At 40.9% G+C, this 23,754-nt stretch carries 28 protein-coding genes and 3 pseudogenes; 20 read left to right on the top strand and 11 right to left on the bottom strand.

The window, feature by feature from the left end; translation table 11 throughout:
- The first annotated feature begins 304 nt into the window (after positions 1-304).
- From V7K36_RS22960 to V7K36_RS22980, 5 genes are all read left to right on the top strand, one after another.
- A complete protein-coding gene (locus V7K36_RS22960) occupies positions 305-1,507 on the top strand; it encodes an AAA family ATPase (protein WP_335119599.1) in 1,203 nt (400 codons plus the stop codon).
- The gene (locus V7K36_RS22965) at positions 1,507-2,229 is read left to right on the top strand and encodes a DUF4276 family protein (protein ID WP_335119600.1); all 723 of its coding nucleotides are present in this window, start codon (positions 1,507-1,509) and stop codon (positions 2,227-2,229) included. The genes V7K36_RS22960 and V7K36_RS22965 overlap by 1 nt, the downstream gene beginning before the upstream one ends.
- Positions 2,230-2,315: 86 nt before the next feature.
- Complete coding sequence (gene mutS, locus V7K36_RS22970; protein ID WP_335119602.1) at positions 2,316-4,889, top strand: DNA mismatch repair protein MutS; 2,574 nt, start codon at positions 2,316-2,318, stop codon at positions 4,887-4,889.
- A 100-nt stretch (positions 4,890-4,989) separates the two neighbouring features.
- On the top strand, positions 4,990-5,325 hold the full coding sequence (locus tag V7K36_RS22975; protein WP_334826168.1) for a hypothetical protein: 336 nt from the start codon (positions 4,990-4,992) through the stop codon (positions 5,323-5,325).
- A complete protein-coding gene (locus V7K36_RS22980) occupies positions 5,318-5,470 on the top strand; it encodes a hypothetical protein (protein ID WP_335119604.1) in 153 nt (50 codons plus the stop codon). The genes V7K36_RS22975 and V7K36_RS22980 overlap by 8 nt, the downstream gene beginning before the upstream one ends.
- Positions 5,471-5,791: 321 nt before the next feature.
- Here the strand turns inward: V7K36_RS22980 and V7K36_RS22985 are convergent, their stop codons facing one another.
- Positions 5,792-6,808, bottom strand: coding sequence for an AEC family transporter (locus V7K36_RS22985; RefSeq protein ID WP_335119606.1), 1,017 nt, complete (start codon positions 6,806-6,808; stop codon positions 5,792-5,794).
- A gap of 370 nt (positions 6,809-7,178) precedes the next feature.
- Between V7K36_RS22985 and V7K36_RS22990 the strand changes: the two genes are divergently transcribed.
- The 4 genes and pseudogenes from V7K36_RS22990 to V7K36_RS23005 all read left to right on the top strand — a co-directional run bounded on the left by V7K36_RS22990 (position 7,179) and on the right by V7K36_RS23005 (position 8,727).
- Positions 7,179-7,619 carry a GlcG/HbpS family heme-binding protein gene (locus V7K36_RS22990; protein WP_334970544.1) on the top strand — a complete coding sequence of 147 codons (441 nt, stop codon included), beginning with the start codon at positions 7,179-7,181 and terminating at the stop codon, positions 7,617-7,619.
- 146 nt (positions 7,620-7,765) lie between these two features.
- Positions 7,766-7,924, top strand: a complete 159-nt coding sequence (locus V7K36_RS22995; protein WP_335119608.1) for a hypothetical protein — start codon at positions 7,766-7,768, stop codon at positions 7,922-7,924.
- 36 nt (positions 7,925-7,960) lie between these two features.
- Positions 7,961-8,218 (top strand): annotated as a pseudogene (locus V7K36_RS23000) (type II toxin-antitoxin system YhaV family toxin); the annotation flags it as partial.
- A 122-nt stretch (positions 8,219-8,340) separates the two neighbouring features.
- Positions 8,341-8,727: a hypothetical protein gene (locus V7K36_RS23005; protein ID WP_335119610.1), complete on the top strand. Its 387-nt coding sequence runs from the start codon at positions 8,341-8,343 to the stop codon at positions 8,725-8,727.
- A gap of 39 nt (positions 8,728-8,766) precedes the next feature.
- Here the strand turns inward: V7K36_RS23005 and V7K36_RS23010 are convergent, their stop codons facing one another.
- The 4 genes from V7K36_RS23010 to V7K36_RS23020 form a co-directional block, all read right to left on the bottom strand.
- On the bottom strand, positions 8,767-8,925 hold the full coding sequence (locus V7K36_RS23010) for a hypothetical protein (RefSeq protein WP_335119612.1): 159 nt from the start codon (positions 8,923-8,925) through the stop codon (positions 8,767-8,769).
- Positions 8,926-8,964: 39 nt separating this feature from the next.
- The gene (locus V7K36_RS34265) at positions 8,965-9,117 is read right to left on the bottom strand and encodes a TaqI-like C-terminal specificity domain-containing protein (protein ID WP_442948505.1); all 153 of its coding nucleotides are present in this window, start codon (positions 9,115-9,117) and stop codon (positions 8,965-8,967) included.
- A gap of 3 nt (positions 9,118-9,120) precedes the next feature.
- Positions 9,121-9,963 (bottom strand): hypothetical protein, encoded by an 843-nt coding sequence (locus tag V7K36_RS23015; protein WP_335119614.1) that lies wholly within the window; start codon positions 9,961-9,963, stop codon positions 9,121-9,123.
- A gap of 309 nt (positions 9,964-10,272) precedes the next feature.
- The gene (locus V7K36_RS23020; RefSeq protein WP_335119616.1) at positions 10,273-11,568 is read right to left on the bottom strand and encodes a lipid-A-disaccharide synthase; all 1,296 of its coding nucleotides are present in this window, start codon (positions 11,566-11,568) and stop codon (positions 10,273-10,275) included.
- Between the two features lie 103 nt (positions 11,569-11,671).
- On the opposite strand from V7K36_RS23020, the pseudogene V7K36_RS23025 reads away from it, so the two are divergent.
- Positions 11,672-11,770: pseudogene (locus V7K36_RS23025) on the top strand (Rpn family recombination-promoting nuclease/putative transposase); the annotation flags it as partial.
- A 5-nt stretch (positions 11,771-11,775) separates the two neighbouring features.
- Here the strand turns inward: V7K36_RS23025 and V7K36_RS34270 are convergent.
- Positions 11,776-12,087 carry a transposase gene (locus tag V7K36_RS34270; protein WP_442948506.1) on the bottom strand — a complete coding sequence of 104 codons (312 nt, stop codon included), beginning with the start codon at positions 12,085-12,087 and terminating at the stop codon, positions 11,776-11,778.
- Between the two features lie 2 nt (positions 12,088-12,089).
- The gene (locus tag V7K36_RS23030) at positions 12,090-12,311 is read right to left on the bottom strand and encodes a hypothetical protein (protein WP_335119618.1); all 222 of its coding nucleotides are present in this window, start codon (positions 12,309-12,311) and stop codon (positions 12,090-12,092) included.
- Between the two features lie 552 nt (positions 12,312-12,863).
- On the opposite strand from V7K36_RS23030, the gene V7K36_RS23035 reads away from it, so the two are divergent.
- From V7K36_RS23035 to V7K36_RS23075, 9 genes and pseudogenes are all read left to right on the top strand, one after another.
- Positions 12,864-13,178 (top strand): hypothetical protein, encoded by a 315-nt coding sequence (locus V7K36_RS23035; protein ID WP_335119621.1) that lies wholly within the window; start codon positions 12,864-12,866, stop codon positions 13,176-13,178.
- Positions 13,179-13,256: 78 nt separating this feature from the next.
- Complete coding sequence (locus V7K36_RS23040) at positions 13,257-13,571, top strand: hypothetical protein (protein ID WP_335119623.1); 315 nt, start codon at positions 13,257-13,259, stop codon at positions 13,569-13,571.
- A 39-nt stretch (positions 13,572-13,610) separates the two neighbouring features.
- The gene (locus V7K36_RS23045; RefSeq protein ID WP_335119625.1) at positions 13,611-14,723 is read left to right on the top strand and encodes an ATP-binding protein; all 1,113 of its coding nucleotides are present in this window, start codon (positions 13,611-13,613) and stop codon (positions 14,721-14,723) included.
- Between the two features lie 427 nt (positions 14,724-15,150).
- The gene (locus V7K36_RS23050; RefSeq protein ID WP_335119627.1) at positions 15,151-19,137 is read left to right on the top strand and encodes a magnesium chelatase subunit H; all 3,987 of its coding nucleotides are present in this window, start codon (positions 15,151-15,153) and stop codon (positions 19,135-19,137) included.
- Between the two features lie 107 nt (positions 19,138-19,244).
- The gene (locus tag V7K36_RS23055) at positions 19,245-19,664 is read left to right on the top strand and encodes a XisH family protein (RefSeq protein WP_335119629.1); all 420 of its coding nucleotides are present in this window, start codon (positions 19,245-19,247) and stop codon (positions 19,662-19,664) included.
- The gene (locus tag V7K36_RS23060) at positions 19,652-19,987 is read left to right on the top strand and encodes a XisI protein (RefSeq protein ID WP_335119631.1); all 336 of its coding nucleotides are present in this window, start codon (positions 19,652-19,654) and stop codon (positions 19,985-19,987) included. The genes V7K36_RS23055 and V7K36_RS23060 overlap by 13 nt, the downstream gene beginning before the upstream one ends.
- A gap of 175 nt (positions 19,988-20,162) precedes the next feature.
- Positions 20,163-20,471: pseudogene (locus tag V7K36_RS23065) on the top strand (cobaltochelatase subunit CobN); the annotation flags it as partial.
- A 78-nt stretch (positions 20,472-20,549) separates the two neighbouring features.
- Positions 20,550-20,987 carry a hypothetical protein gene (locus tag V7K36_RS23070; protein ID WP_335119633.1) on the top strand — a complete coding sequence of 146 codons (438 nt, stop codon included), beginning with the start codon at positions 20,550-20,552 and terminating at the stop codon, positions 20,985-20,987.
- Complete coding sequence (locus tag V7K36_RS23075) at positions 20,984-22,171, top strand: hypothetical protein (RefSeq protein WP_335119635.1); 1,188 nt, start codon at positions 20,984-20,986, stop codon at positions 22,169-22,171. Before V7K36_RS23070 ends, V7K36_RS23075 begins: the two co-directional genes overlap by 4 nt.
- Positions 22,172-22,185: 14 nt before the next feature.
- On the opposite strand, the gene V7K36_RS23080 is transcribed toward V7K36_RS23075, so the two are convergent.
- Positions 22,186-22,311: a hypothetical protein gene (locus tag V7K36_RS23080; RefSeq protein WP_335119637.1), complete on the bottom strand. Its 126-nt coding sequence runs from the start codon at positions 22,309-22,311 to the stop codon at positions 22,186-22,188.
- Positions 22,312-22,319: 8 nt separating this feature from the next.
- Here V7K36_RS23080 and V7K36_RS23085 point away from each other — a divergent pair, with 8 nt between their 5' ends.
- A complete protein-coding gene (locus tag V7K36_RS23085) occupies positions 22,320-22,451 on the top strand; it encodes a hypothetical protein (RefSeq protein ID WP_335119639.1) in 132 nt (43 codons plus the stop codon).
- Between the two features lie 194 nt (positions 22,452-22,645).
- Here V7K36_RS23085 and V7K36_RS23090 read toward each other — a convergent pair whose 3' ends face one another.
- From V7K36_RS23090 to V7K36_RS23100, 3 genes are all read right to left on the bottom strand, one after another.
- A complete protein-coding gene (locus tag V7K36_RS23090; RefSeq protein WP_334826187.1) occupies positions 22,646-23,089 on the bottom strand; it encodes a type II toxin-antitoxin system VapC family toxin in 444 nt (147 codons plus the stop codon).
- On the bottom strand, positions 23,077-23,298 hold the full coding sequence (locus tag V7K36_RS23095; RefSeq protein WP_334826188.1) for a hypothetical protein: 222 nt from the start codon (positions 23,296-23,298) through the stop codon (positions 23,077-23,079). The genes V7K36_RS23090 and V7K36_RS23095 overlap by 13 nt, the downstream gene beginning before the upstream one ends.
- A gap of 67 nt (positions 23,299-23,365) precedes the next feature.
- The gene (locus V7K36_RS23100) at positions 23,366-23,719 is read right to left on the bottom strand and encodes a type II toxin-antitoxin system VapC family toxin (RefSeq protein WP_335119641.1); all 354 of its coding nucleotides are present in this window, start codon (positions 23,717-23,719) and stop codon (positions 23,366-23,368) included.
- Positions 23,720-23,754: the final 35 nt, after the last annotated feature.

Here is a 23,754-nt window from a genome sequence, read left to right on the forward strand (position 1 = left end):
AACCCGTCTATATTATTAAGCATTAACACTGATATTTTCTAGGCTTTTGGCGTAGGCGTAGCCCGTGGTAGACAGCTACAGCAGATGGCAATAAGCGCCTCTGTACAGATTATTGTAAGGGCACAACAATGTTGTGCCCCTACCTGTATACCTCATTTACTTGAAGAACGCTGTAATATAACGAAGGGTAAAATATCCTTGAGCGCTCGCAATTTCCATATAACATCACGCTACCATCAGATATTATCCTAATTCCGTGCATAGTTATTCCTAGCAACTATGATTAGCTAAATAGGCAAATATAATGGAACATAAAAATTTTATCCATACCTTGCGATTAGAAAACTTCCTTTCTTATGGAAGTGAGGGTGAAGAAATTGAACTGCAACCGCTTAATGTCTTAATTGGGGCTAACACTTCGGGTAAATCGAATTTAATTGAAGCAATTGGAATTTTACGGGCGACACCAACAGACTTACCCGCCCCATTTCGTCAAGGGGGAGGTATTAGCGAGTTTCTGTGGAAGGGTGGACAAGAAAATCCAGTAGCTAAAATAGAAGTTACTTTAAATTACCCTCAAAGACTCCAGAAATTGCGCTATTATGTTAACTTGACTTCGATTGGTCAAAGACTAGAGCTAGTAGACGAAGCTGTAGAGAATGAACAAAGCTATTATCAAGGTGAAAGCGATGTCTATTTTTACTATCGTTACCAAAGTGGTCGTCCAGTTTTAAATATCAACAAAATAGATAACGATGGAGAACCATTCAAACGCTCTCTTCGTCGAGAAGATTTAATTCCAGATCAGTCAGTTTTATCTCAAAGAAAAGATCCCGACCTGTATCCAGAACTTTCTTATCTCAGCACACAATTTTCTAATATCGGTTTATATCGTCACTGGCAGATGGGGCGATATTCAGAACCAAGGAATGCTCAAAAAACTGACTTACCCGAACATCCTCTACTAGAAGATGGAAGTAATTTAGGTTTAATGTTAAACAACTTACAACACCAAATAGGTAATAGAAGAATTATTGAAAAACTGAAAAAATTTTATGAGGCAGCCGAAGAACTGAGTGTAAGAATATATGGCGGTACAGTACAGATATTTATTCGTGAAGAAGGTCTTATTCAACCAATTCCTGCAAATCGTTTATCTGATGGTACACTCCGTTATTTATTTTTAATGGCTTTACTACTTGACCCCACTCCACCACCACTTATTTGTATTGAAGAACCAGAGATTGGTTTACATCCAGATATTTTATCCACTATTGCGGAAATGCTAATCGAAGCATCACAGAGAACACAATTAATAGTTACAACTCATTCTGATGCTTTAGTTTCTGCTTTAACTCAATGTCCCCAATCAGTAATAGTTTGTGACCGAGATCAAAAAGGTAGCCACCTCCACCGTCAAGAACCTGAGAGATTGGAAAAATGGTTAAAAAAGTATACCCTTGGTGATCTCTGGCGCATGGGGCAAATTGGTGGAAATCGTTGGTAATGAACATATACATTTACATTGAGGGTGCTGGAGATGAAGATGATATTGAACTGCTACCTAGACAACGGCAAGGTTTTCGTAGCGGTATCATCAGTGGAAAAGAAACCACAACTGGATTACGCCCAGGTTTTAGAAAATTTTTTCAAAAACTATATGATATGGCTGGTGAAAACATTCATATATTTCTCGTTATGTGTGGCTCACGGGGTGATGCTTATGAAGATTTTAAAACGGCTTTAGAGTCTCAGCCAGAAGCTTTCAATGTTTTATTAATTGATGCTGAATCTCCAGTTAATTCCACTGTTACACCTTGGGAACATCTGAGAAATAGAACAGAAGATCACCCTTGGATTTTAGATGCTGTGGATTTTGAAGATGAGCAGTGCCACCTAATGGTGCAAACAATGGAAGCATGGTTTATTGCTGATATTGATGCTCTAAGAGAGTTTTATGGTAAAAAATTTAAAGAAGATAAAATTCAGCGTGGAATCAAGCAGTTACAAAACGTAGAGAAAGTTTCTAAAGCTACTCTCAAAGTATGGCTTAACGCAGCTACTCGCCAGACAGAAAAGGGCAAATATCATAAAACAAGACACGCTCCGAAGCTTTTAGAATTGTTAGACGTAGACAAAGTACGCAAGGCTTCGCCATACTGCGATCGCTTCTTTACCACACTAACAGCAAAAATGGGTGTATCAACCAATAACCCAGACGAAAGGTAAAAAATTCTTGAGCGATCGCCATTCCTCTCTAACATCAAGCTATCATCTGATATTGGGGAATTTCCGTGCGTAACTCAATAGCATCTATGACCGCTTCTCACTCTGAAACTCCATCTAACAAGCCCGACGCGAGTACTTTTATTTCCGACCATCGACAGGTAGACCGCACCAAGCTAAGTCAAATGTACCTGCACTATGTCGAGACGAAGGATAAGTACCCTCACGCCGTATTGCTGTATCGGGTAGGAGATTTTTTTGAATGCTATTTCCAAGATGCTGTAAAACTAGCGCAAGAATTGGAATTAGTCCTCACTAGTAAGCAAGCTGGGGAACAGGGACGAGTGGCGATGTCTGGCGTTCCGCACCACGCATGGGAACGCTACACAACGCTGCTGGTAGAAAAAGGCTATGCAGTGGTGATTTGCGACCAAGTGGAAGATGCTTCGGAAGCGGCTGGTAGATTGGTACGGCGGGAAGTAACACGCATTCTTACTCCTGGCACTTTGCTGGAAGAAGGAATGCTAAAATCAAGTCGCAATAATTACTTAGCAGCAGTAGTAATTGCCGCAAATCATTGGGGCTTGGCCTATGCAGACATCTCTACAGGGGAATTTCTCACGACTCAAGGTAGTGATTTAGAACATTTGACACAGGAATTAATGCGCTTGCAACCTTCAGAGGTATTAGTTCCCACAAATGCGCCCGATTTGGGTAGTTTGCTGCGTCCGGGAGAGACTTCGCCACATCTGCCGGAGTGTTTGCCACCATCATTTTGTTATAGTTTGCGATCGCAAGTACCATTTTCCCAAGGCGAAGCTAGACCTAGATTATTGCAGAAATTTAAGGTGCGATCGCTCGAAGGACTCGGTTGTGATCATCTTCCCCTCGCCGTTCGTGCGGCTGGCGGTCTTCTAGAATACCTGGAAGATACTCAAAAAGAAAACCCAGTCACTCTTCAAAGACTCCGCAGCTATACTGTCACCGACTACCTAATTGTTGACAATCAAACCCGCCGTAACCTAGAAATTACCCAAACTATCCGGGATGGCACTTTTCACGGTTCTCTACTCTGGGCATTAGATAAAACTAGTACAGCGATGGGTGGGCGGGCTTTACGGCGATGGTTATTGCAACCGCTACTCGATATTAAAGGCATTCGGTCGCGGCAAGATACCATCCAAGAATTGATGGAAAATACGCCCCTGCGTCAAGATTTGCGGCAGTTATTACGCCAAATTTATGACCTAGAACGCTTGACGGGAAGGGCGGGTTCTGGTACAGCTAATGCTAGAGATTTAGTAGCTTTGGCAGATTCCCTCTCACGCTTACCAGAATTATCTAGCTTAGTAGCTGAGACGCGTTCTCCATTCCTGAAAGCTTTGCAGAAAGTCCCAAATGTGTTGGAAGAATTAGCACAAAAGTTACACGCGCATCTTGTAGAGTCGCCACCCATACAAATCAAGGAAGGCGGATTAATTCGCCCTAGTGTAAATTCCCTGTTGGATGAAAGGAAAGCGACTGTAGAAGCGGATCAGCAATGGATTGCCAATTTAGAAGTTGATGAGAGGGCTAAGACGGGAATTTCAACACTGAAGGTAGGATTTAACAAAACTTTTGGTTATTATATCAGTATTTCCCGCACCAAAGCTGATCAAGTACCCGCTAATTATATCCGCAAGCAAACTCTGACGAATGAGGAACGTTACATCACCCCAGATTTGAAGGAACGAGAAGCCCGAATTCTCACGGCACGGGATGATTTAAATCAGTTGGAATATGAGATTTTTACGGCGTTGCGGCAAGAGGTAGCACAAGAGGCGGAAGTAATTCGCAATCTATCTCGTGCAGTGGCGGCGGCGGATGTGTTGTGTGGGTTAGCTGAGTTGGCGGTGCATCAAGGTTACTGTCGTCCAGAAATGTTGTCAGGAAGGGAGATAAACATTGTTGATGGGCGTCATCCGGTGGTGGAACAGTCTTTACCTGCGGGTTTCTTTGTGCCAAATTCGACTCAATTGGGGAGTAGTGAAGAAGAAATTTCCCCACTTCCCGATTTGATCATCCTCACCGGGCCAAACGCGAGTGGCAAAAGTTGTTATTTGCGTCAGGTGGGATTGATTCAATTAATGGCGCAGATTGGTAGTTTTGTACCAGCTAGGTTTGCCAGATTGGGAAAATGCGATCGCATTTTCACCCGTGTCGGTGCAGTGGATGATCTTGCAACTGGTCAATCTACATTCATGGTGGAGATGAATGAAACCGCAAATATTCTCAATCATGCCACATCTAGGTCGCTGGTGTTGTTAGATGAAATTGGCCGCGGGACAGCGACATTTGATGGTCTTTCCATAGCTTGGGCGGTGGCGGAATATATAGCAGTGGATATTCGGGCGCGAACGATTTTTGCTACTCATTATCACGAGTTAAATGAACTGGCTAGCATTTTGCCGAATGTGGCTAACTATCAAGTGACAGTGAAAGAATTACCCGACCAAATTATCTTTTTGCACCAAGTTCAACCGGGAGGCGCTGATAAATCTTACGGTATTGAGGCGGGAAGATTGGCGGGTTTACCAGCAGTGGTGATTCAACGAGCAAAACAAGTCATGGGGCAAATTGAGAAGCATAGTAAGATTGCGATGGGGCTGCAAAATCTAGATTGATGTCTTACCGCATTTCCTTAACAATGCAGAAACAATGCAGATCGATGCATTGCGTGATAAATTGCGATAACGTAAGTACATCATCTAGATACGCTTGAAGATGAGCAACTCTTACAGCATTCGTAGTACCAAAATTGGTAACAGTGCAGGATTTAGGCTACCTGCTGAGTTTTATCGGGAGCATCCTCAGTTTGCCAATGCAGATGGTTGGATAGAGGTATTGTCGCCGGATACTGCAATTTTGCGGATTGTAGCTCAATCTGGTGATGATGAAGATGCAGAAGATTCAGTAATAATGCGCCTGTTTCTCGATTTTGCTATGACAGAAACGCTCAAAAATAACACACTGCAACCTTATACAACTGAAATGTCTGAGGCTGCACGCGAACTAATTGCAGGTGTGGAATTAGACGATGAGTCATTAGAAGATGACTAATTTTCTCAGTAATGGGTGGGGATTTTACTTTCATCCACAACTATTTGGTACTCAATATCAAGAATTATTTGAGCGCGTTTACCGTTTACGGGAGCAATTACCAGAGGCTGAATATAAAACCCATGCAACGGTAAAGTTAACGTGAGTTCGATTAAGTTTAAACTCCGAAATCCTTACCCAATATATAGGACTAGTATTTGATTTCTGAAAAGATACGTAGGGTGTGTTAGCGACAGCGTAACGCACCATCATCAAGGGTTTGGTGCGTTACGAACTGCGTTCTAACACACCCTACAATACCTAATTTTGTTCAAAAATCAAATATGATTCCTATATATTTTGATAACTAGTAATTCAGTAGTTCCTGAAAATGTTTGAGATTATTGAAAGTAGATTTTAAGCTTGGTTTGAATAATCCTTGACTGACAAGAATTTCAACCTTTAAAATCTGTCGAACTCACGTTATTTAGAAGGAAATAGCCCTACCGCCAAATAGGAGTGTTTTCATCAGAGGAATCGTCAAAAACGACGCAGCAGTGTTGATCAAAATGCATAGGGCTAGTCGTTCAGAATTGAGTCCGATGCGATCAGCAATTATAAATGTGAGTAACTGGGTTGGCATTGCGCCTTCTAATACGATCGCCTCCAAATAAGGTGATTGAATCCCAATCAAGGTGGCTATCCCAAAAACCACTAACGGGGAAATCAGCAGCTTGATCCCACCGGCTATCAAAAGGGGCAACGGTTGATAGATGCGGCGATAGCGCAAGCCCATACCCAGAGACAACATCATTAATCCTGTCACTGTGTTTCCCAGGATTTGGGTGGCTTGGAGCAAAAATGCTGGCACTGGCAACCCACTCAATTTCCACACTAGGGCGATTGCCACCGCCCAAAGGGCCGGCAGTTTTACCATTTCCTGGACGGTTTGCCGCACGATCTTGACACAGGTTTGGAGTGGCGTTAGAAGTGGAAAGGCTCCGATGGCAAGGTCAGCTTCCGTTTCCTTCGGTTTTTGATCGCGCATTACCTCCTTAAAGCGCGCTCCTAGTGTCATTCCCAAACTGAGATTTAAAGGCGTTGTGGTGACTTCACATAGGATCGCAACCTTAGCAACTTGCAGAGCTAAGGTTGGAAATAAGCCCTGCAATACGGGCAATCCCAAATATGTGACGTTGCCAAACGCACTCGCTAAAATTAGAGCGCCCTTTTCTTGCGGCTGTAGTTTGAATGCCCGAAATACTAAAATGGCAACCCCCAAGCAAGCAACTGTACTCAGCAAAATAGTCAAGGGGATTTGGTAAAATTCTGAACCCATCTCAGATGTATAGATGACCCGAAAGACTAGAGCAGGCAGAAAGATGTTTAAGACTAGCACCCCGATCATTTTGCGTCCCGCACCTACATCCAAATCTTTTAGAATGTAGCAGAGTATACTTCCGAGCCATGCAATCAAACCTAATGCTAGCAAAACCGTTGTCATAACCGATCCCTGAAAACTAGTGCATTGAAATAATCTTTAAGATTGTTCGCCGAAATACACGTAAAAAGATACAGGTTGTAAAATTTTATAACGTCAATATTTAAAAGCTTTAATTAAATCTTGTTTGAATACCGAATTAAGCTTGTCTTTTATCCCTTCACGGAAATGCCCAAACCCTCTGGGCGACTGAAGGGAGGCAAGGGTTTAAGACCCCCACAAAACAAGAAAATTTGGTGGCTCTCGTTCAGGTGCGGTTAGAATCCCCATCTGTTGCGTAGCTTCCCGCAGGGTACGAAACATAAAAGCCTTCTGCCTTCTTCAAATTTTTTTAAATAACTTTCATTTGGTTCTGTAACTACCAATCCCCACTATGAAGTATCTCCATCAAACTGTTGAGCTATCCAGTGCAGGCGCTTTAGTGGTACTGCATGGTGCCATGACCAAAGCTGAAGAAATCGGAGTGCCCCAATGCATTGTCGTGGTTGATCGCGGCGGTAATTTGTTAGTCTTTGTTCGCATGGATGGAGCTAAGGTCTTGAGCCAAATTTCGGCGACTCAAAAAGCAGTGACGGCGATTTCCTCTCGTGTCGCCACGGGCGGAATGCCAGAAGAGTTAGCGATCAAGTTGGGAATCACCACGGCAGGGCAGATGACGAATTTGCCGGGTGGATTGCCGATTATCTTAGATGGTCAAGTGGTGGGAGCAATCGGTATTGGTTCTGGTACGGGAGAACAAGATGTGATTGTAGCCCAAGCTGGAATTGATGCCTTGTCAGCAGCGATCGCCCAAGGGAACAAACAACATCAGTAGCACCTCTGGCGGTAGTGACCGTTGGGTAACGCTTGCGCTCTACCAACCTACATCCCACATTCCGCACAACTCTTGGAGACGCTCTTGCTAGCAAGATCCACGTTCGCGGAGCGTCCCGTAGGGAAGTGGTACGGCAAAGTGACACAGTGAGACTGTCGAACTGCTCTGTTACCACCGTGGGCATCGCCCTTGCATCTGAAAATCAAGCGAGTCAAAATCGCACCCCTGGAGCGATCGCCTCAACAAACCGGAACCCTGGTAATAGTTGCGTTTCTCACCGTCATTCCATTCTTAAACTTCCTTAAACCCAAACCAGCCCAGCCAACTATCGATTGCTACGGGCTCATTTTGCGTTGACAGGGACGTTAAAACGCTATGGACGGGTGAAAAAGATGGGTCTACCGGAACGGTATCGGCTGTTTTTTAGGGCCTTTGATACGGAACAGTTGAAAGTAATTGTAATTTTGTGGTTAGGATTTCCACGTAAAGAGGGAGCGAAAAATGACTGCTACCAGGTGTTTATTAAGATGGTTGAACGACGGACATTTCCAGACAGTTTAGATGAGTTGTTGACAGATTGTGAAGTAACGGAGGATTAAAAGAGCAGGAGAGTTGCCAACTAGTTGAAATCTTGTTAACCTTTATGCTTAAAATTGCACAAGAGGTTTGTTTAGCATCTACTGACAGCTAAAGTTAACCCTTTGTAGGACTCACCTAAGCAATGCTAACTGAAATTTTGCCTTTTTCCTTTGAGTTAGACACGATCGCGATCGCTGGAGCGAGTTTGTGGTCATTGGCGCTATATCTAGCTTTTTCAAGAGTCAGTGAATGGGTAATCGAGCAACTCAATCGCTGGTTTAACTTTGCGGAGCGATCGCTTTACACCAGCCAGACAGAATTTGAAAAGACTCGTAAGGGCAGAGAATCCCAAAACGCTTTCTATGCCTCATTATTTAGCATCGCGCCTTTTTTAGTAGTTGGTGCTTTATGTAACTGGGGTCTGGAAATTAGTTTAGGTGAGAGTTGGGGGATTAGTACAGGAATATTAGCTTGTATGAGCGCTGGCATTTATGAACTTGGGCGTAGGGATGGAGAATCTTCCGATTAATTGCAAAGTTATATTTGACCAATAGAAGGTGCAAGGGCTTCATGCACCTTTAACAATAAGTATTTCCTCATCAGTTAATCCATAGAGTTCATACACTAATTGATTTATTTGTCTATCTGTAGCTTTAATTTGTTGTTGAATTCTTTTTTTAGCTGAGGGTGATTGTGCTTGATTTAGTTGTTTATGGAGGTAAAGCATTTGTTCAACAAGCTGAATTATTTGATTATAAATGTTTTTTTATTGAGAATTGGAAAAATCAATTAATCGAATTGGTAATTGTTCAATAAACTGAGTAAAATAACGAAAAAAGCCTCCTCGTATTGTGGTACTAATATTCTTCAAATAAAAATCTAAAATTTTACTGTTGAGTAATCCTAAAATATATTTAATTGATTATTGAACATTATTCTTAAGTATAATTCCATAACCACTGGTAAATGCATAATCTCCTTTTTCATCCCAAGCAAAAGAAGCTCGATTTACAATATCAGGAACTAATATTTTTGATTTTTTCATCAATTCTATATTTTTAGGGTAAATATAGGCATACCAATCTAAACCAAGCATTTTTCCTTTTCCTCTATCTTCGCAGATGCGTAAAAATACAATTCTGTTAATTGTCATTTGCACTGCAAAGTTTAACTCCCGTTGTTGAATTTGCAGGTTGCGCCGAGCGATATTAGCAGCTAAATTTTCCCACCAAGTTTCTATCTCGTGTAAAAAAGCTTTATCAACAGTAATACCTGCTTTAACTTTAGTTTCAGCAAATTTTTCTAAAGAACCGTTTAACACCGCTTCTTTGGAAAAAAGATTATAAATTTCTTCCCATTTATCTACATATTCTGTATATTGAAAATGTTTTATTCTCGCCTGAGAAGCTGGATCATTTTTATTGGGCATGATCCGGCAATCATAAACTGAAAATTCTTCAAAATCAGTTAAAATACTCAAAGATAATTTTGCTGACCATCCATAACGTCTAACTTGAAAAGCAGCACTAATATTTTTACCAACATTCACAGATGGTTTTTTAGCTTCGACAAAAAACTTTCTAACTCCACCTACGCGAAAACTATAATCAGGGGCTTTGGCTTTTCTGATATCACTAATTTTTAAACTATCTTCGTGAACAACATCTTTATAAATATCAGAAGCTTGTTGTTCATTGTTGATATCCCATCCTAATGCTGCAAAGAATGGATTGATAAATTCAATTCTAGTTTGTGTTTCATTCAAACTACCAGCCCGATATAAATCTATTGAGGAGTGAAAATGATCAATTAGTTTAATAATACTATAGGACTAGTATTTGATTTCTGAAAAGATACGTAGGGTGTGTTAGCGACAGCGTAACGCACCATCATCAAGGGTTTGGTGCGTTACGAACTGCGTTCTAACACACCCTACAATACCTAATTTTGTTCAAAAATCAAATATGATTCCTATAGATGGTACAGTCATAATTAGTCCTTAAATTGGTTCGTAGTGAGCAATGAATCGCTCACTACGAACCAATTTGATTTTACTTTACCTTAATTATAATCTTCAAAATTTATCAATTTCTTCCCTCACCAAAGTAGCTATCTTCTGGGCTGCACCGCTTTCGCCACGAATATTACGGAGTTTAGTGCGGATATTATCCAATTTTTCTGGATGGGCTAATAAGTCTAAAACCATTTCTCCAACTTCTTGCGGTTGGAGTTTACCTATAAGTTCTGGCACAATCTCTTCCTGTCCCCAGATATTTGGCCATGCTAATAAACCTTTACGTCTGACAAATCTCAGGAATAACCAATTAATAATCTTAGCAAAAGACGTACCGACTCCTGGCAGATTTGCCAACAACCCAGGTAAACCATCCCAAGAACGCATCGCGTCAAGTTGCTGTGTTGGCAGCAAAACAATCATTGGCACTCCTAAAGCACCGAGTTCGGCAGTGTTTGCCCCCACTGTAGTCAAGCAGATGCAGCACTGCGATAATAAGTGATATGCAGGGTTTTCTTGCCACAGTTCCACAGTTAAGCCCTTGACTGTTTTTAGCGATGCCTTGCCTCTAGCGTCTTCTGGGACAATTAAGCAAGCACCGCTAAAGCCAAAAGTTTCCACAAAAGGGTTTTTTTGGGAATCGCCAAAACTAGCTAAAGTTTGTAAATCCACGCTTGGAGCGACAGGAATCACAAATTTGGTTTGGGGTCTGTTGTTGTGAATGTATTCGGCGATCGCTAACATTAAAGGTATCCCTTGGGTTAATTTTGCCGCTTTTGAACCCGGTAAGATACCAATCAAGTCAGTGGTAAGTGCTGAGTCAGGAGTTAAGAGTGAGGAGCTAGGAGTCAGCATTTCTTCCTCTCTCCCTGCTGCTTCTAACATCAAATCTCCCACAACAGTGAATTTGTGGGCATATTTTTGCGAAACACGGGCAGCAACTTCAGCTTTCATCACGCCAAAGCGATCAATCCAGTTATGCCAACGGGCTGACCATTCGGCGTAAACCACTGTGCGATATCCGAGCTTTTTGCCTATGACTACGGGGAAAATTTGATCGCCACCGAGGAAAACAATTACACCACGACTTCTCCAGTCCCAATTATCAAATGTTTTGCCCGAAAGCAAAAATTGCCAAAAATGCTCTGCTCCCTGAACTCTATCTACTTCTGGGTAAGAAAGTGCGATCGCTGCTTCTTTACCACTGGCATTTGAGCAAGGTGATAATACCACAGAAATCCTCACTACAGAACGATCATCCCCTAGTTCTTGCCGCAATGCTTTCACTACTGGACGTACCCAGGTTGTTACTTCACCTGGGCCATTTGATAGGATGAGAATATCTACTTGAGTCATTAGTTAATGGTTAGGAGTTAGGGGTCATTAGTACAAGAGGGAAATATTACCTAATTCGTTCCTAATTTATAGAGGCACAACATTAATGATATAATTGCAGACTATGTTCGATAATGTCTGCAAATTTCTCGCAGAGTCCTTTTCAGCCGACTTTGCAACATGGCTACTCGGTGAACCAATTACACTTACCGAACTTATACCAATTCTTTATGAAGCTGCGCTAAATAAAGCTTCAAGAATAAAGTCGTAAGAGGTGAGAGAAACAATTGCTTCTGGTGTAATAGTTTCTAGAGCCTCAGCTAATTTCTGACGCAGTTGAGCAAGGGTTTTACAATTCTCCCATCGTAGTTTGCTCTTCAGAAACTCCCAAAACCTCTCAATTGGGTTCAATTCTGGAGAGTGGGGTGGTTGGAAAATCGGTATAATATTTTCTGGACAATCAAGGGTTTTAATTCTGTGAAATGAACCTTGGTCAAATTGGATAACTGCAACGTCCTCGCCAAGTTCTGCCGACAGCAGCTCTAAAAACCTCTGAAAACTGTTTCCCCGTCAAGATGAGAAAACTCGTAGAAAAAACTGTATCCGCTTAAAGGTTCAACAACACCATACAAGTAAAAATTATCACGTTGCCACTGACTTAAACCTATAGGTTTTACACCGGGAGTGGTAATTAAACGTCCCGTAATAGTCTTTAATCCCAGGCGGGTTTCGTCGTGTCTTAGAGGATGTTTGAAAAGTCGCAAAGTATACTAGAAACCTCGCTTCCATTCCTCTCTCCGAAAGATCGATAGGCTTTGAAACCCCCCTTCCCTACAATGGAATGGGGGCTAGGGGGGTTAGGTTCCTGATGCTTTGATGTTACCAAAAATACTTTTCAAACATCCTTTTAGTGTCTTTGGTTGAAAGATACGAAAAGCTGTATCTTAACACAATACATCTCAAATTTCTATTATGTAGAAATCGAATACTCTAGGGAACGTGGATTATCAATTCTTTTGGAAGCGTCTAATATTTTTACCTTTCACTGATGATAAATCAGAGTAAAGGGTTTCCAAGTCCCAGTGGTTTTCTACTTGCATAAAGGGTTCATTGCTAGATGCCATAGTCAAATTTTAAACATTGCCTTAAATTCCCTGATGTAATTCAGGCATTATTACTGATGCCAGCTAGAGGATAATTAGCTTTTAATTGCAACATACTGAGATTCAAGCAACAAAACTTACAAAATAATTCAGTGATTGTTTGATTAAGTTCAATCATTAACTTTTGCATGAGAGCATGAGAGGAATTAACTAATGTTACCGGATTGGTTATCTAAAAACTTACCTAAGCAGAAAAAAGTTGATGATTTTCATGAATCTATAATTTTTAATCTTGATAATCTCAACAAATGGTTAAAAGACCTCTTTAAGGTGCGGGAAGTCGTGTCTGTCATGACCTACGAAAATGCAGTCAAGTATTTTGTGACAGAACGACCATCCGACCCAGAAGTTAAAAGGGGAGCAATTCTAAAGCAACATCACCAACAAGGTTATTATTTAGCTCAAGTTTTTCTTGATAGTTATAATAATGTTCTTTGTCAAACTAATGGGAAACCCTATGGTCGTTAATTAGTTGCTAGAGAACTTGATGAGGAACTGCGAGATATTTTTGGTAATAAAGATTTAATTATTGTGGAGTAACAAAGTATGTTTGACCCAATTTCACTCTTGATTGGTGGTGTAATATGTGCAATGGCAGTTTGTGAAATTGTATATTATGCTTACCTTACCTGGAGAATAGTTGTTGATTGGTTTCAAGACTATGAAGATATTGCTACTCAACCTAATAATGTAGCTGCAACTATCAAAACGAAACTAGATAGTGGAGAAAATGCTGTTATTCAGGGTATTTTTAATAGAAAAACTGGTGATGCTGTAGAAACACGTACTGTTAAGTATGATAAACTCGATTCAGATATTAGGGATGCTCACCGAGGAAGTGAAGTTGTTATTTGGCAATAGAATCAGACACAAGTTTTTTAAAAAATTGGTATTTGTCAAATGAAAGTATCTCAAAATATCGTAATCCAGGGTATCCCCAATAATGTCCGCGAAGATATTGCTGCTCTTTTTCGTTCTCGAATTTTGAATGCTGTAAATAAATTAGTTGATGAAACAAGTTTAGAGAAAATCAATATCATTGTTACAACTGCTTCGGAAACAAGAAATATAGATGAAGAAAATTCTATAAAAAAACCCGAAGCTAATAATCAAAAATCAAATAATAATGATTTATCAGTCGAACAACGTGCTGGGAAATACAAAGCTGTACAACCACTATTTTATTTTGAACAGTTAGTCATCACCGAACAAGTGAAAGATGACCTTTTGCTAGCAGTTGACTTAATTAAGTTAGAAGCTCAGGTTTTTGATGATTGGGGTTTGAGACAAATAGAACCTTTTCCCCGGACTGCATTAAATTTTTACGGTTCACCAGGTACTGGAAAAACTTTATCTGCACATGCAATAGCTTCTAAAATAAGACGACCAATTTTAGCTGCTAGTTATGCTCAAATTGAGAGTATGTATCACGGTGAAGGTCCGAAGAATCTGGAGGCAATTTTTCTTGCAGCAGAACGAGATAATGCTTTGCTATTTATTGATGAAGCTGATTCTTTACTTTCCAAGCGACTTACAAATGTAACGCAAGGTTCAGAACAAGCTATCAACTCAATGCGTAGTCAATTATTAATTTGTCTAGAACGATTTAGTGGAGTTGTAATTTTTTGTACGAATCTAGTTGAAAACTACGATAAAGCCTTTGAAACACGGGTGCGTCATGTACATTTTCTCATGCCAGATTTTGCGTGTAGAAGAGAAATTTGGAAAAGGCATCTTCCCGCCAAAATGCCACTAGCGGCAGATATTTCTCCTGAGAGACTGGCTCAAGTTGAAGATGTTTGCGGAAGAGACATCAAAAATGCCGTTATTGATGCTGCAATGAGAGTAGCAAGAAAAGGCAAGTCGTTTGTTGAGCTAAGTGATTTACTTGACTCAATTAACAGAATTAAATCAGCGAGAATTAATGTTTTGCAATCAGATGATTTATCTCCACAGACAAGGGAAAAAATTAGCCAGCAGTTAAAAGAAGCTCTATCTCAGAAAGAGCTATAGCAATCCTATTTGATTTGTGAAAATTCGCCGTGTTCAGATCCCCGACTTCTCAAAGAAGTCGGGGATCTTGCTAATCCGAAATAAATCCCGTTTTTCTAGCCAATAGTTTGTGCTGAAGGACAAGCTATCAGTAGCTTGCTTCCCCGAAGGATTATGCCAAAATATTTATTAATAGCTATTTAGTTATTAATAGATATTGCGAAAAGTTTACAAATAAGTGAGCTAATACTTTTATAAAAAGTCAATAATTACAAAGAAATATTTCGTTTTTTATATCAATTTGTGTCAGATACACGATAAAATGCCCAGTGGGCAAGCGTTTTCTGATAAAAAACACATATTGCCGAAAAATAACGAAGTCAACTGTGGCTGATGATGCCGCTAGGAACTTCCTTCAGAGAACACGCATCAAAGGAGCCGAAGAAGCATGTTCACACACGTCAAGTCCACCATTAGACACATTGCGCCAGATAACTTACGCGGACGTAATTTAATCAAGGTGGTCTATGTCGTGCTAGAGTCCCAGTACCAGAGTGCTTTGTCGCAAGCGGTTCGCACGATTAACGCGAACAATCCCGACTTGGCGATTGAAATCAGTGGGTACTTGATTGAGGAACTCCGCGACCCAGAGAACTATGAGGAGTTCAAACGAGAAATTGAGAGTGCGAATATCTTCATCGCTTCCCTCATTTTCATTGAAGACTTAGCACAGAAAGTAGTAGCAGCAGTAGAACCACACCGCGATCGCCTGGACGTTTCCGTTGTCTTTCCCTCGATGCCAGAAGTAATGCGCCTGAGTAAAATGGGCAGCTTTTCCCTGGCACAGTTGGGTCAGTCAAAAAGTGCGATCGCCCAATTCATGCGGAAACGCAAAGAAAAATCAGGTGCGGGATTCCAAGATGGGATGCTGAAGCTTTTGCGAACGCTGCCGCAAGTGCTGAAGTTTCTACCAATGGATAAGGCACAGGATGCCCGAAATTTCATGCTCAGTTTTCAGTATTGGCTAGGTGGTTCTCCAGAAAATTTGGAAAACTTCTTGCTGATGCTAGCTGATAAATACGTATTTAAAGGTTTAGAGAAGCAAAATTTTGCACCTTCTACATATCAGCAACCGGTGGTTTATCCCGATTTAGGGATTTGGCATCCTTTGGCTGGCAGTATGTTTGAGGATGTCAGAGAGTACCTCAACTGGTATACAGCTCGTAAGGATATTTCTAGCGATCTCAAAGATCCCTTAGCTCCTTGTGTTGGGTTGGTATTGCAACGCACTCACCTAGTTACAGGGGATGATGCCCATTATGTAGCAATGGTGCAGGAGTTGGAAGCACTAGGCGCACGGGTATTACCTGTTTTTGCTGGTGGTTTGGATTTCTCCAAGCCTGTGGATGCCTACTTCTACGAACCAAATACCAACACACAGTTGGTAGATGCAGTGATATCGCTAACTGGTTTTGCTTTAGTGGGTGGCCCAGCTAGACAAGATCATCCCAAGGCAATTGAATCACTCAAACGCTTAAATCGTCCTTACATGGTAGCGTTACCCTTAGTATTCCAAACCACAGAAGAGTGGATGGATAGCGATTTAGGGTTACATCCAATTCAAGTAGCTTTGCAAATTGCGATTCCGGAATTGGATGGGGCAATTGAGCCAATAATTTTGTCAGGTAGGGATGGAACTACAGGGAAAGCGATCGCACTACGCGATCGGGTTGAAGCTGTGGCCGAACGCGCCTTAAAATGGGCTAACCTCCGCCGCAAGCCGAAGCTTGATAAAAAAGTCGCCATCACCGTTTTCAGTTTCCCACCAGATAAAGGCAACGTCGGAACTGCGGCTTACTTGGATGTATTCGCCTCAATCTACGAGGTAATGAAAGCCCTCAAAAATAACGGCTACGACTTACCCCAATTGCCAGAATCAGCCGAAGCGTTGATGCAAGAAGTCATCCATGACGCTCAAGCGCAGTACAACAGCCCAGAACTCAACGTTGCTTACAAAATGTCGGTTCCTGAGTATGAGGCGCTGACCCCTTACTCTCAACGCTTAGAAGAAAACTGGGGGCCACCTCCGGGACATCTTAACAGCGATGGGCAAAACTTGCTGATTTATGGTAAGCAATTTGGTAACGTCTTCATCGGTGTCCAACCCACATTTGGTTACGAAGGCGATCCAATGCGGCTGTTGTTCTCTCGTTCAGCTAGTCCTCACCACGGTTTTGCAGCTTACTACACTTACCTAGAGCAAGTTTGGAAAGCTGATGCTGTACTGCACTTTGGTACACACGGTTCTTTGGAATTCATGCCAGGTAAACAGATGGGGATGTCTGGTGATTGTTATCCAGATAACTTAATTGGTTCAATTCCTAACTTGTATTACTACGCAGCCAATAATCCTAGTGAAGCGACAATTGCCAAACGTCGGAGTTATGCCGAAACAATTTCTTACTTGACACCTCCGGCAGAAAATGCCGGTTTGTATAAAGGTTTGAAGGAACTCAGCGAATTAATTGCTTCCTACCAAACCTTAAAAGATAGTGGACGCGGTGTTTCCATTGTTAACAGCATCATGGATAAATGCCGGATTGTGAATCTGGATAAGGATATTAATCTGCCAGAAACCGATGCCAGAGAGATGAGTGCCGACGATCGCGATAATATTGTTGGCAACGTCTACCGCAGGTTGATGGAAATTGAGTCACGGTTGTTGCCTTGTGGGTTGCACGTCATTGGTAAACCGCCAAGTGCAGAAGAGGCGATCGCAACTCTGGTGAACATTGCTAGTCTAGATCGTCAGGAAGAAGGACTTCAAGGCTTACCGGGAATTATCGCCAATAGCATTGGGCGTAACATTGACGATATTTATCAAAGTAACGACCGGGGCATTTTAGAAGATGTCCAGTTACTCCAAGACATCACCTTGGCAACCCGTGCAGCAGTTAGCGCCCTTGTCCAAGAGCAAATCGACGCAGAAGGACGAGTTTCTCTGGTTTCCCGGTTGAATTTCTTCAACATGGGCAAAAAAGAACCTTGGGTAGAATCATTGCATAAAGCAGGTTATCCCAAAGTTGACACAGCCACACTCAAACCCCTATTTGAGTATTTGGAATTCTGCCTGCAACAAGTTTGTGCCGACAACGAACTAGGAGCATTACTCAGAGGCTTGGAAGGTGAATACATCCTACCCGGTCCTGGTGGCGATCCCATCCGCAATCCGGATGTATTGCCCACAGGTAAGAATATCCATGCCCTCGACCCCCAATCCATCCCAACAACAGCAGCAGTACAATCAGCCAAAATCGTCGTAGATCGGCTTTTGATACGTAACAAGGCAGAAAATGAAGGGAAATGGGCAGAAACCATCGCCTGCGTCCTTTGGGGAACCGATAACATCAAAACTTACGGCGAATCCCTAGCGCAAATTATGTGGATGGTGGGCGTGCGTCCAGTTCCCGATGCCTTGGGACGTGTGAACAAGTTGGAATTGATATCTTTAGAAGAGTTGGGACGCCCCAGAATAGATGTGGTAATCAACTGTTCTGGTGTATTCCGCGACTTGTTCATCAACCAAATGAACCTACTAGATCAAGGGGTGAAAATGGCAGCCGAGGCAGATGAACCCTTAGATATGAACTTTGTTCGCAAACATGCTTTGCAACAAGCTGAGGAAATGGGGATTAATCTGCGTCAAGCAGCAACGCGCGTTTTCTCCAATGCTTCTGGTTCCTACTCCTCAAATATCAACTTGGCGGTAGAAAACAGCACTTGGGATAGCGAAGCCGAGTTGCAGGAAATGTATCTTAACCGGAAATCCTTCTCCTTCAATTCCGATAACCCCGGAATCATGGACGAATCCCGGCAGATTTTTGAAAGTACTTTGAAAACTGCTGATGCAACTTTCCAAAATCTTGATTCTTCCGAGATTAGCTTAACGGATGTTTCCCACTACTTTGACTCTGATCCTACTAAGCTTGTGGCAAGTCTACGGGGTGATGGTAAAAAACCAGCATCTTATATTGCAGATACAACCACAGCTAACGCCCAAGTGCGGACATTATCAGAAACCGTGCGTTTGGATGCGCGTACCAAATTGTTAAATCCCAAATGGTACGAGGGGATGCTGTCTCACGGTTACGAAGGTGTGCGCGAACTCTCCAAGCGGTTGGTGAATACAACAGGTTGGAGTGCGACTGCTGGCGCTGTGGATAACTGGATTTACGAGGATACTAACGAAACCTTCATCAAAGATGAAGAAATGCAGAAACGGTTGTTGAACCTTAATCCCCATTCTTTCCGCAAGATTGTATCAACTTTGTTGGAAGTGAATGGACGCGGTTATTGGGAGACTAGCGAGGATAATTTAGATCGTCTGCGCGAGTTATACCAAGAAGTTGAAGACCGGATTGAAGGGATAGAATAACTATCAAAATAGAGGCGTTCTCTAGAACGTCTCTATCTTTTCATAGGTTTTTACAGATGAAAGAGAATGCAACGAGATGAAAATTAGAAATATAATTATAGATATGTATGTCTGCTAAAGATGTTTTTCATGAAGTTGTCAAAACAGCTTTACAGAAAGACGGTTGGCAAATTACTAATGACCCACTCACAATTAGCGTCGGGGGAGTTAATCTTTCTATTGATTTAGCCGCAGAAAAGCTGATTGCAGCAGAACGTGAAGGAGAAAAAATTGCAGTCGAAGTCAAAAGTTTTTTAGAGAGGTCGTCTGCTATTTCAGAATTTCATACAGCATTAGGACAGTTTATTAATTATAGAGGTGCATTACGACGGCGACAACCGGAGCGTGTTTTGTATTTAGCAGTACCTTTAACAACTTACAAAACATTTTTTCAACTTGATTTTCCTAAACAGATGATAGCAGAAAATCAAGTGAAAATGCTTATATACGATGTAGAGCAAGAGGTGATTTTCCAATGGATAAGTTAACTCGATATCGCCAGCTTGTACAACAGATATTACAGGAATATAGTGAGCAAAAACCATCTGACGGAAATATAGAAGTTGAAACAATTTTTGATACAGTACGTGACCATTATCAAATAGTTCATGTAGGCTGGGAAGGTCAAGACTGGGTACATAGTTGTATTATTCATATTGATATTAAGAGTGGAAAAATTTGGCTTCAGTGGAATGGTACAGAAGATGATATTGCAGCTAATTTGGTAGCTGCGGGAGTTCCCAAGGAAGACATTGTATTAGGGTTCCAGTCTCCTTTTATGAGACAGTTTACAGAATATGCTGTGAGTTAGGAGATGTTTTGAAAATCTCCAAGCGCGATTTCTATAAATTTGTTCAATCTCAGCTAAGGTTTAGAAGAAATTATAAATAATTATTTTTTTAATAATTGAAATTTACAGTAATTTTCAGGTAGAGGAACTAAATTTTTAAATCTCACGTATTCGCCGTTAGACGTTTCCGCAGGTTAAGGGTATACTTAATCACAGTTACGAAGGTGTGCGCGAACTCTCCAAGCGGTTGGTGAATACAACAGGTTGGAGTGCGACTGCTGGCGCTGTGGATAACTGGATTTACGAGGATACTAACGACACCTTTATCAAAGATGAAGAAATGCAGAAACGGTTGCTGAATCTTAATCCTCATTCTTCCCGCAAGATTGTATCAACTTTGTTGGAAGTGAATGGACGCGGTTATTGGGAGACTAGCGAGGACAATTTAGATCGTCTACGCGAGTTGTACCAAGAAGTTGAAGACCGGATTGAAGGGATTGAGTAGATTGATACATAACCAATAAGATATAAGGCACCCTATGACCGTGCCTTCCATATATATAGAACAAAAAACAAAAAGAAAATGCCTGCAAATCAAAGGACATCTGCTGGACTAGAGTATGGTTCTACAGTCAGTGGCAAAATGTATCTATCAAAAGACAAACACAGAGGTAATGGTTCTCGTGAACACAAAAGTATGTGGTGCATCTTACCTGATACTGAGTATGATATCTTTTGTAATTCTGACAAGCATAATATGTGTGATTCAAACCAGGATTACTGGGGAGTTCTAGAAGGAGGAAAAGCAAAACTTGGTGAAAAAGGAGAGAGGATATCAAAGTTTCCATGTACGTCCAATGAAACAGATCATTGGCATGGTTATCCTGTTTTCCCTGTAGAAGAAAGACAAGGAGCACGCGGGAGTTTACCTCCTGATTTCGATGATTTAATTGCTGAGTGGATAAAATCCAAGATCATTGCAAAAGAATTTGGTAAAAAAATTTTACAGGAAAAGAAATGAAATTTGTTTCAATAAGGTTTTCTGGAATTTTTGAGGATGCGTTCCTATATATGGGACGACTTATTATAATTACTGAAGACAACTCAGTGCGTGTTTATAACATGAAAGATGTTGTAAACAAACTCGAAGAAGATGAGACTTTACTTGATGCACCAACATTATTATTTTTTAGAAATGATTTGATTGATCAGGCTGAATTTAGTGAGCGACTAAATGATGATACTGGCAAAGCAGATTTCCTCAAAGCTATTGAACAAATTGAATTAAAATCAATCGAAATTGATGCGAATTTTATAGAATATGTTGAATTGGATCTGAAAATTAAAGCTGATATTTTGCTTGATTTAAATATTTATAATCGTCGATTGTATATTAGTACAAATAAAGGACTTTATCATCTTGATATTGATTGGGAATCAGAAAATATTACACCTATTAATGAACCTCAAAAGCGTCTTGATACAAAATGCATTTACACAACAGCTAAGTTTGGAACAGTAAATGCTTCATGCGGTTCTGAAGGATTATTCTCATTTATTGATGATTTTAGTTTGGGCATGAACAATACTCCTAAGCAAAATCATATTCCAGAATACTCAGTGCGAAATGCTTGGCTTAATTTTGATGTGGTCAACTATTCGACAACTATTAACTCAACTTTATTTAATACTCTTAAAACTCAGTCTCAACAGGAACCACTTGAATCAAAGAAGAACTTTGAGCAAGAAAGCTGGATTGTTACAGATTTAAACAAAAGTGAGTTTGACTTTAACAATCTATTTGTAAATTCAAACCTTGAGAACAAAATAGATTTAGAAAATATCCAATTCGTTTATAATAGCTCCAAATCTTTATTTCTCAGTACCTATGATGGAAGTCTCTTTATATTAGGGTTAGATAATAATAGCTCTTCTCCTATTCCTAGAGTTTCGTATTCTTACCAATATAGGGGACTGGGAAGCTTAGTTTCTAGTATTCATACACTCGGTGTGAAAAAGGCCGGGATAATTTTAGAAATGGATGAACAAGTTCTTTTATTCGCACATGGAAAATTCATTCCAATATTTAATAGTGAAGTTATCTCTATTCGCACATTTGCAGGTTCAAGACATTATAAAAATATCGTCAGTCTTACAACCTCTAATGAGGTTCTATTAATTGCAATCTTTGATGAAGAAGCATAGTTACAGGGCAACATTTAATACTCCGTTGGAGCGGATGTAACAGATATGGTCTGTGGAGATGCGATCGCTTTAGGAAGTTTGCCGAGTGCAATCGCTTTTGAGGAAATTTTGAGAATGTAGGAGTACGATCGCTCTTCCATAACAGGCGATGTCTACGACGGGCTACGCCTACGCTTTTGGGAATCTACGAAGTGCGATCGCTTTTGGAAATGTGCGAAGTGCGATCGCTTTTTTGAAGTTTTCTGAAAGGCGATCGCTTTTGGGAATGTGTAAAGTGTGATCGCTCACTCTTCCACAACAGGCGATCGCTTTGTTTTTGAGGTTTTCTGTAAGGCGATCGCTTTATTTTTGAGGTTTTCTGTAAGGCGATCGCTTTATTTTTGAGGTTTTCTGTAAGGCGATCGCTTTATTTTTGAGGTTTTCTGTAAGGCGATACTTTCGGTAAGCTACGAAGATCGCAACAGACAAAAAGACTCAAACTATCAGTTGATCCAACACTAACACTGATAACCCTGGTAAAGACGGCAACCGCGCATCATTTGTCAAGAAAAATGATGCACCTCCACGAATAGCAGTAGCCATCTGAATAGCATCCGGGGTTCTTAAATTATAATCTGCCCTCAATTGTGCCGCATTTTCAGCGATGTCGGGAAAAACTTCGATAGTAGTCAAACCTTGGGAATTGAGCAGAATGTCACGATATTGTTGAGCTAATGCTGTGTTTCGTTGTCGCAAGGGATAGACTAACACTTCCGTGATAGTCAAAACTGATGTTACAACACTAAACTCACCAGAAAACATAGCTTCAAAAAAAGCATCTGTAACATCCAAATAATTAGGATTTTCTTCAATAAAGTAAATCAGTGGAGCAGTATCCAAGCCCACAATTTGCCCCTGTAGCTGGACTAGCCATTCCATGAATCACGTTCCTGATTAACGTATTCTTGAGCATCAACGCCATTCCAGATTTCTTTACCTAACCCACGTAATTCGAGGATGCTACGCTTTGGCTTAGGTGTCATAGTCACCTGTTGACGAATTAAGCTTGACAAGTCTTCAATTAAGCGTATTTGCTCTTCAGGAGTTAGGCTTTGAGCTTGCAGTAGTACTTCTTGATAATTAGACATAAAATTTACACTTCCACTTGTCTGGATTCTAAGTCAAATATGAACAGACAGACTGCGTTTATTTTCTTCATGGAAAAATATCAAAGCTATTGCAGTGCTTAGGTCGAAATAATCTAAAATCTCGCTGATCTAAGGTAAATATTTTTTTAATACCATAGCGTTCAGCTATAGCCATAACACTTGCATCTACAAAATCAATCCGACTATCTGCATACTCATCCAATATTTCTGCCACACGAATTACATCTTGGTCTGTCAAAGCTACCAATCTAAATCGACTTGCAGATAGCCCTTGTAAAAAAGCTACTACTGTCGCTACACCTGCATTACGTCCGACCAAATAAGCTAACTCCGCCAATACTGTTTGTGGCAACAGAATTTGTTTTTGTTGTATATATACTGTTGTGACAATACTGTGCATAAAACTGAACGGTTTAACAATGCTACAACAAAACC

Source organism: Nostoc sp. (assembly GCF_036919555.1).
Taxonomy (GTDB): Bacteria; Cyanobacteriota; Cyanobacteriia; order Cyanobacteriales; family Nostocaceae; genus Nostoc.

Bases quoted from the DNA above. Each gene is read 5' to 3' on its own strand.
- V7K36_RS22960 (WP_335119599.1), top strand. From the start codon at position 305: ATGGAACATAAAAATTTTATCCATACCTTGCGATTAGAAAACTTCCTT.
- V7K36_RS22965 (WP_335119600.1), top strand. From the start codon at position 1,507: ATGAACATATACATTTACATTGAGGGTGCTGGAGATGAAGATGATATT.
- mutS (WP_335119602.1), top strand. From the start codon at position 2,316: ATGACCGCTTCTCACTCTGAAACTCCATCTAACAAGCCCGACGCGAGT.
- V7K36_RS22975 (WP_334826168.1), top strand. From the start codon at position 4,990: ATGAGCAACTCTTACAGCATTCGTAGTACCAAAATTGGTAACAGTGCA.
- V7K36_RS22980 (WP_335119604.1), top strand. From the start codon at position 5,318: ATGACTAATTTTCTCAGTAATGGGTGGGGATTTTACTTTCATCCACAA.
- V7K36_RS22985 (WP_335119606.1), bottom strand. From the start codon at position 6,808: ATGACAACGGTTTTGCTAGCATTAGGTTTGATTGCATGGCTCGGAAGT.
- V7K36_RS22990 (WP_334970544.1), top strand. From the start codon at position 7,179: ATGAAGTATCTCCATCAAACTGTTGAGCTATCCAGTGCAGGCGCTTTA.
- V7K36_RS23005 (WP_335119610.1), top strand. From the start codon at position 8,341: ATGCTAACTGAAATTTTGCCTTTTTCCTTTGAGTTAGACACGATCGCG.
- V7K36_RS23010 (WP_335119612.1), bottom strand. From the start codon at position 8,925: ATGCTTTACCTCCATAAACAACTAAATCAAGCACAATCACCCTCAGCT.
- V7K36_RS23020 (WP_335119616.1), bottom strand. From the start codon at position 11,568: ATGACTCAAGTAGATATTCTCATCCTATCAAATGGCCCAGGTGAAGTA.
- V7K36_RS23035 (WP_335119621.1), top strand. From the start codon at position 12,864: ATGTTACCGGATTGGTTATCTAAAAACTTACCTAAGCAGAAAAAAGTT.
- V7K36_RS23040 (WP_335119623.1), top strand. From the start codon at position 13,257: ATGTTTGACCCAATTTCACTCTTGATTGGTGGTGTAATATGTGCAATG.
- V7K36_RS23045 (WP_335119625.1), top strand. From the start codon at position 13,611: ATGAAAGTATCTCAAAATATCGTAATCCAGGGTATCCCCAATAATGTC.
- V7K36_RS23050 (WP_335119627.1), top strand. From the start codon at position 15,151: ATGTTCACACACGTCAAGTCCACCATTAGACACATTGCGCCAGATAAC.
- V7K36_RS23055 (WP_335119629.1), top strand. From the start codon at position 19,245: ATGTCTGCTAAAGATGTTTTTCATGAAGTTGTCAAAACAGCTTTACAG.
- V7K36_RS23060 (WP_335119631.1), top strand. From the start codon at position 19,652: ATGGATAAGTTAACTCGATATCGCCAGCTTGTACAACAGATATTACAG.
- V7K36_RS23070 (WP_335119633.1), top strand. From the start codon at position 20,550: ATGCCTGCAAATCAAAGGACATCTGCTGGACTAGAGTATGGTTCTACA.
- V7K36_RS23075 (WP_335119635.1), top strand. From the start codon at position 20,984: ATGAAATTTGTTTCAATAAGGTTTTCTGGAATTTTTGAGGATGCGTTC.
- V7K36_RS23080 (WP_335119637.1), bottom strand. From the start codon at position 22,311: ATGGAAGAGCGATCGTACTCCTACATTCTCAAAATTTCCTCAAAAGCG.
- V7K36_RS23085 (WP_335119639.1), top strand. From the start codon at position 22,320: ATGTCTACGACGGGCTACGCCTACGCTTTTGGGAATCTACGAAGTGCG.
- V7K36_RS23090 (WP_334826187.1), bottom strand. From the start codon at position 23,089: ATGGAATGGCTAGTCCAGCTACAGGGGCAAATTGTGGGCTTGGATACT.
- V7K36_RS23095 (WP_334826188.1), bottom strand. From the start codon at position 23,298: ATGTCTAATTATCAAGAAGTACTACTGCAAGCTCAAAGCCTAACTCCT.
- V7K36_RS23100 (WP_335119641.1), bottom strand. From the start codon at position 23,719: ATGCACAGTATTGTCACAACAGTATATATACAACAAAAACAAATTCTG.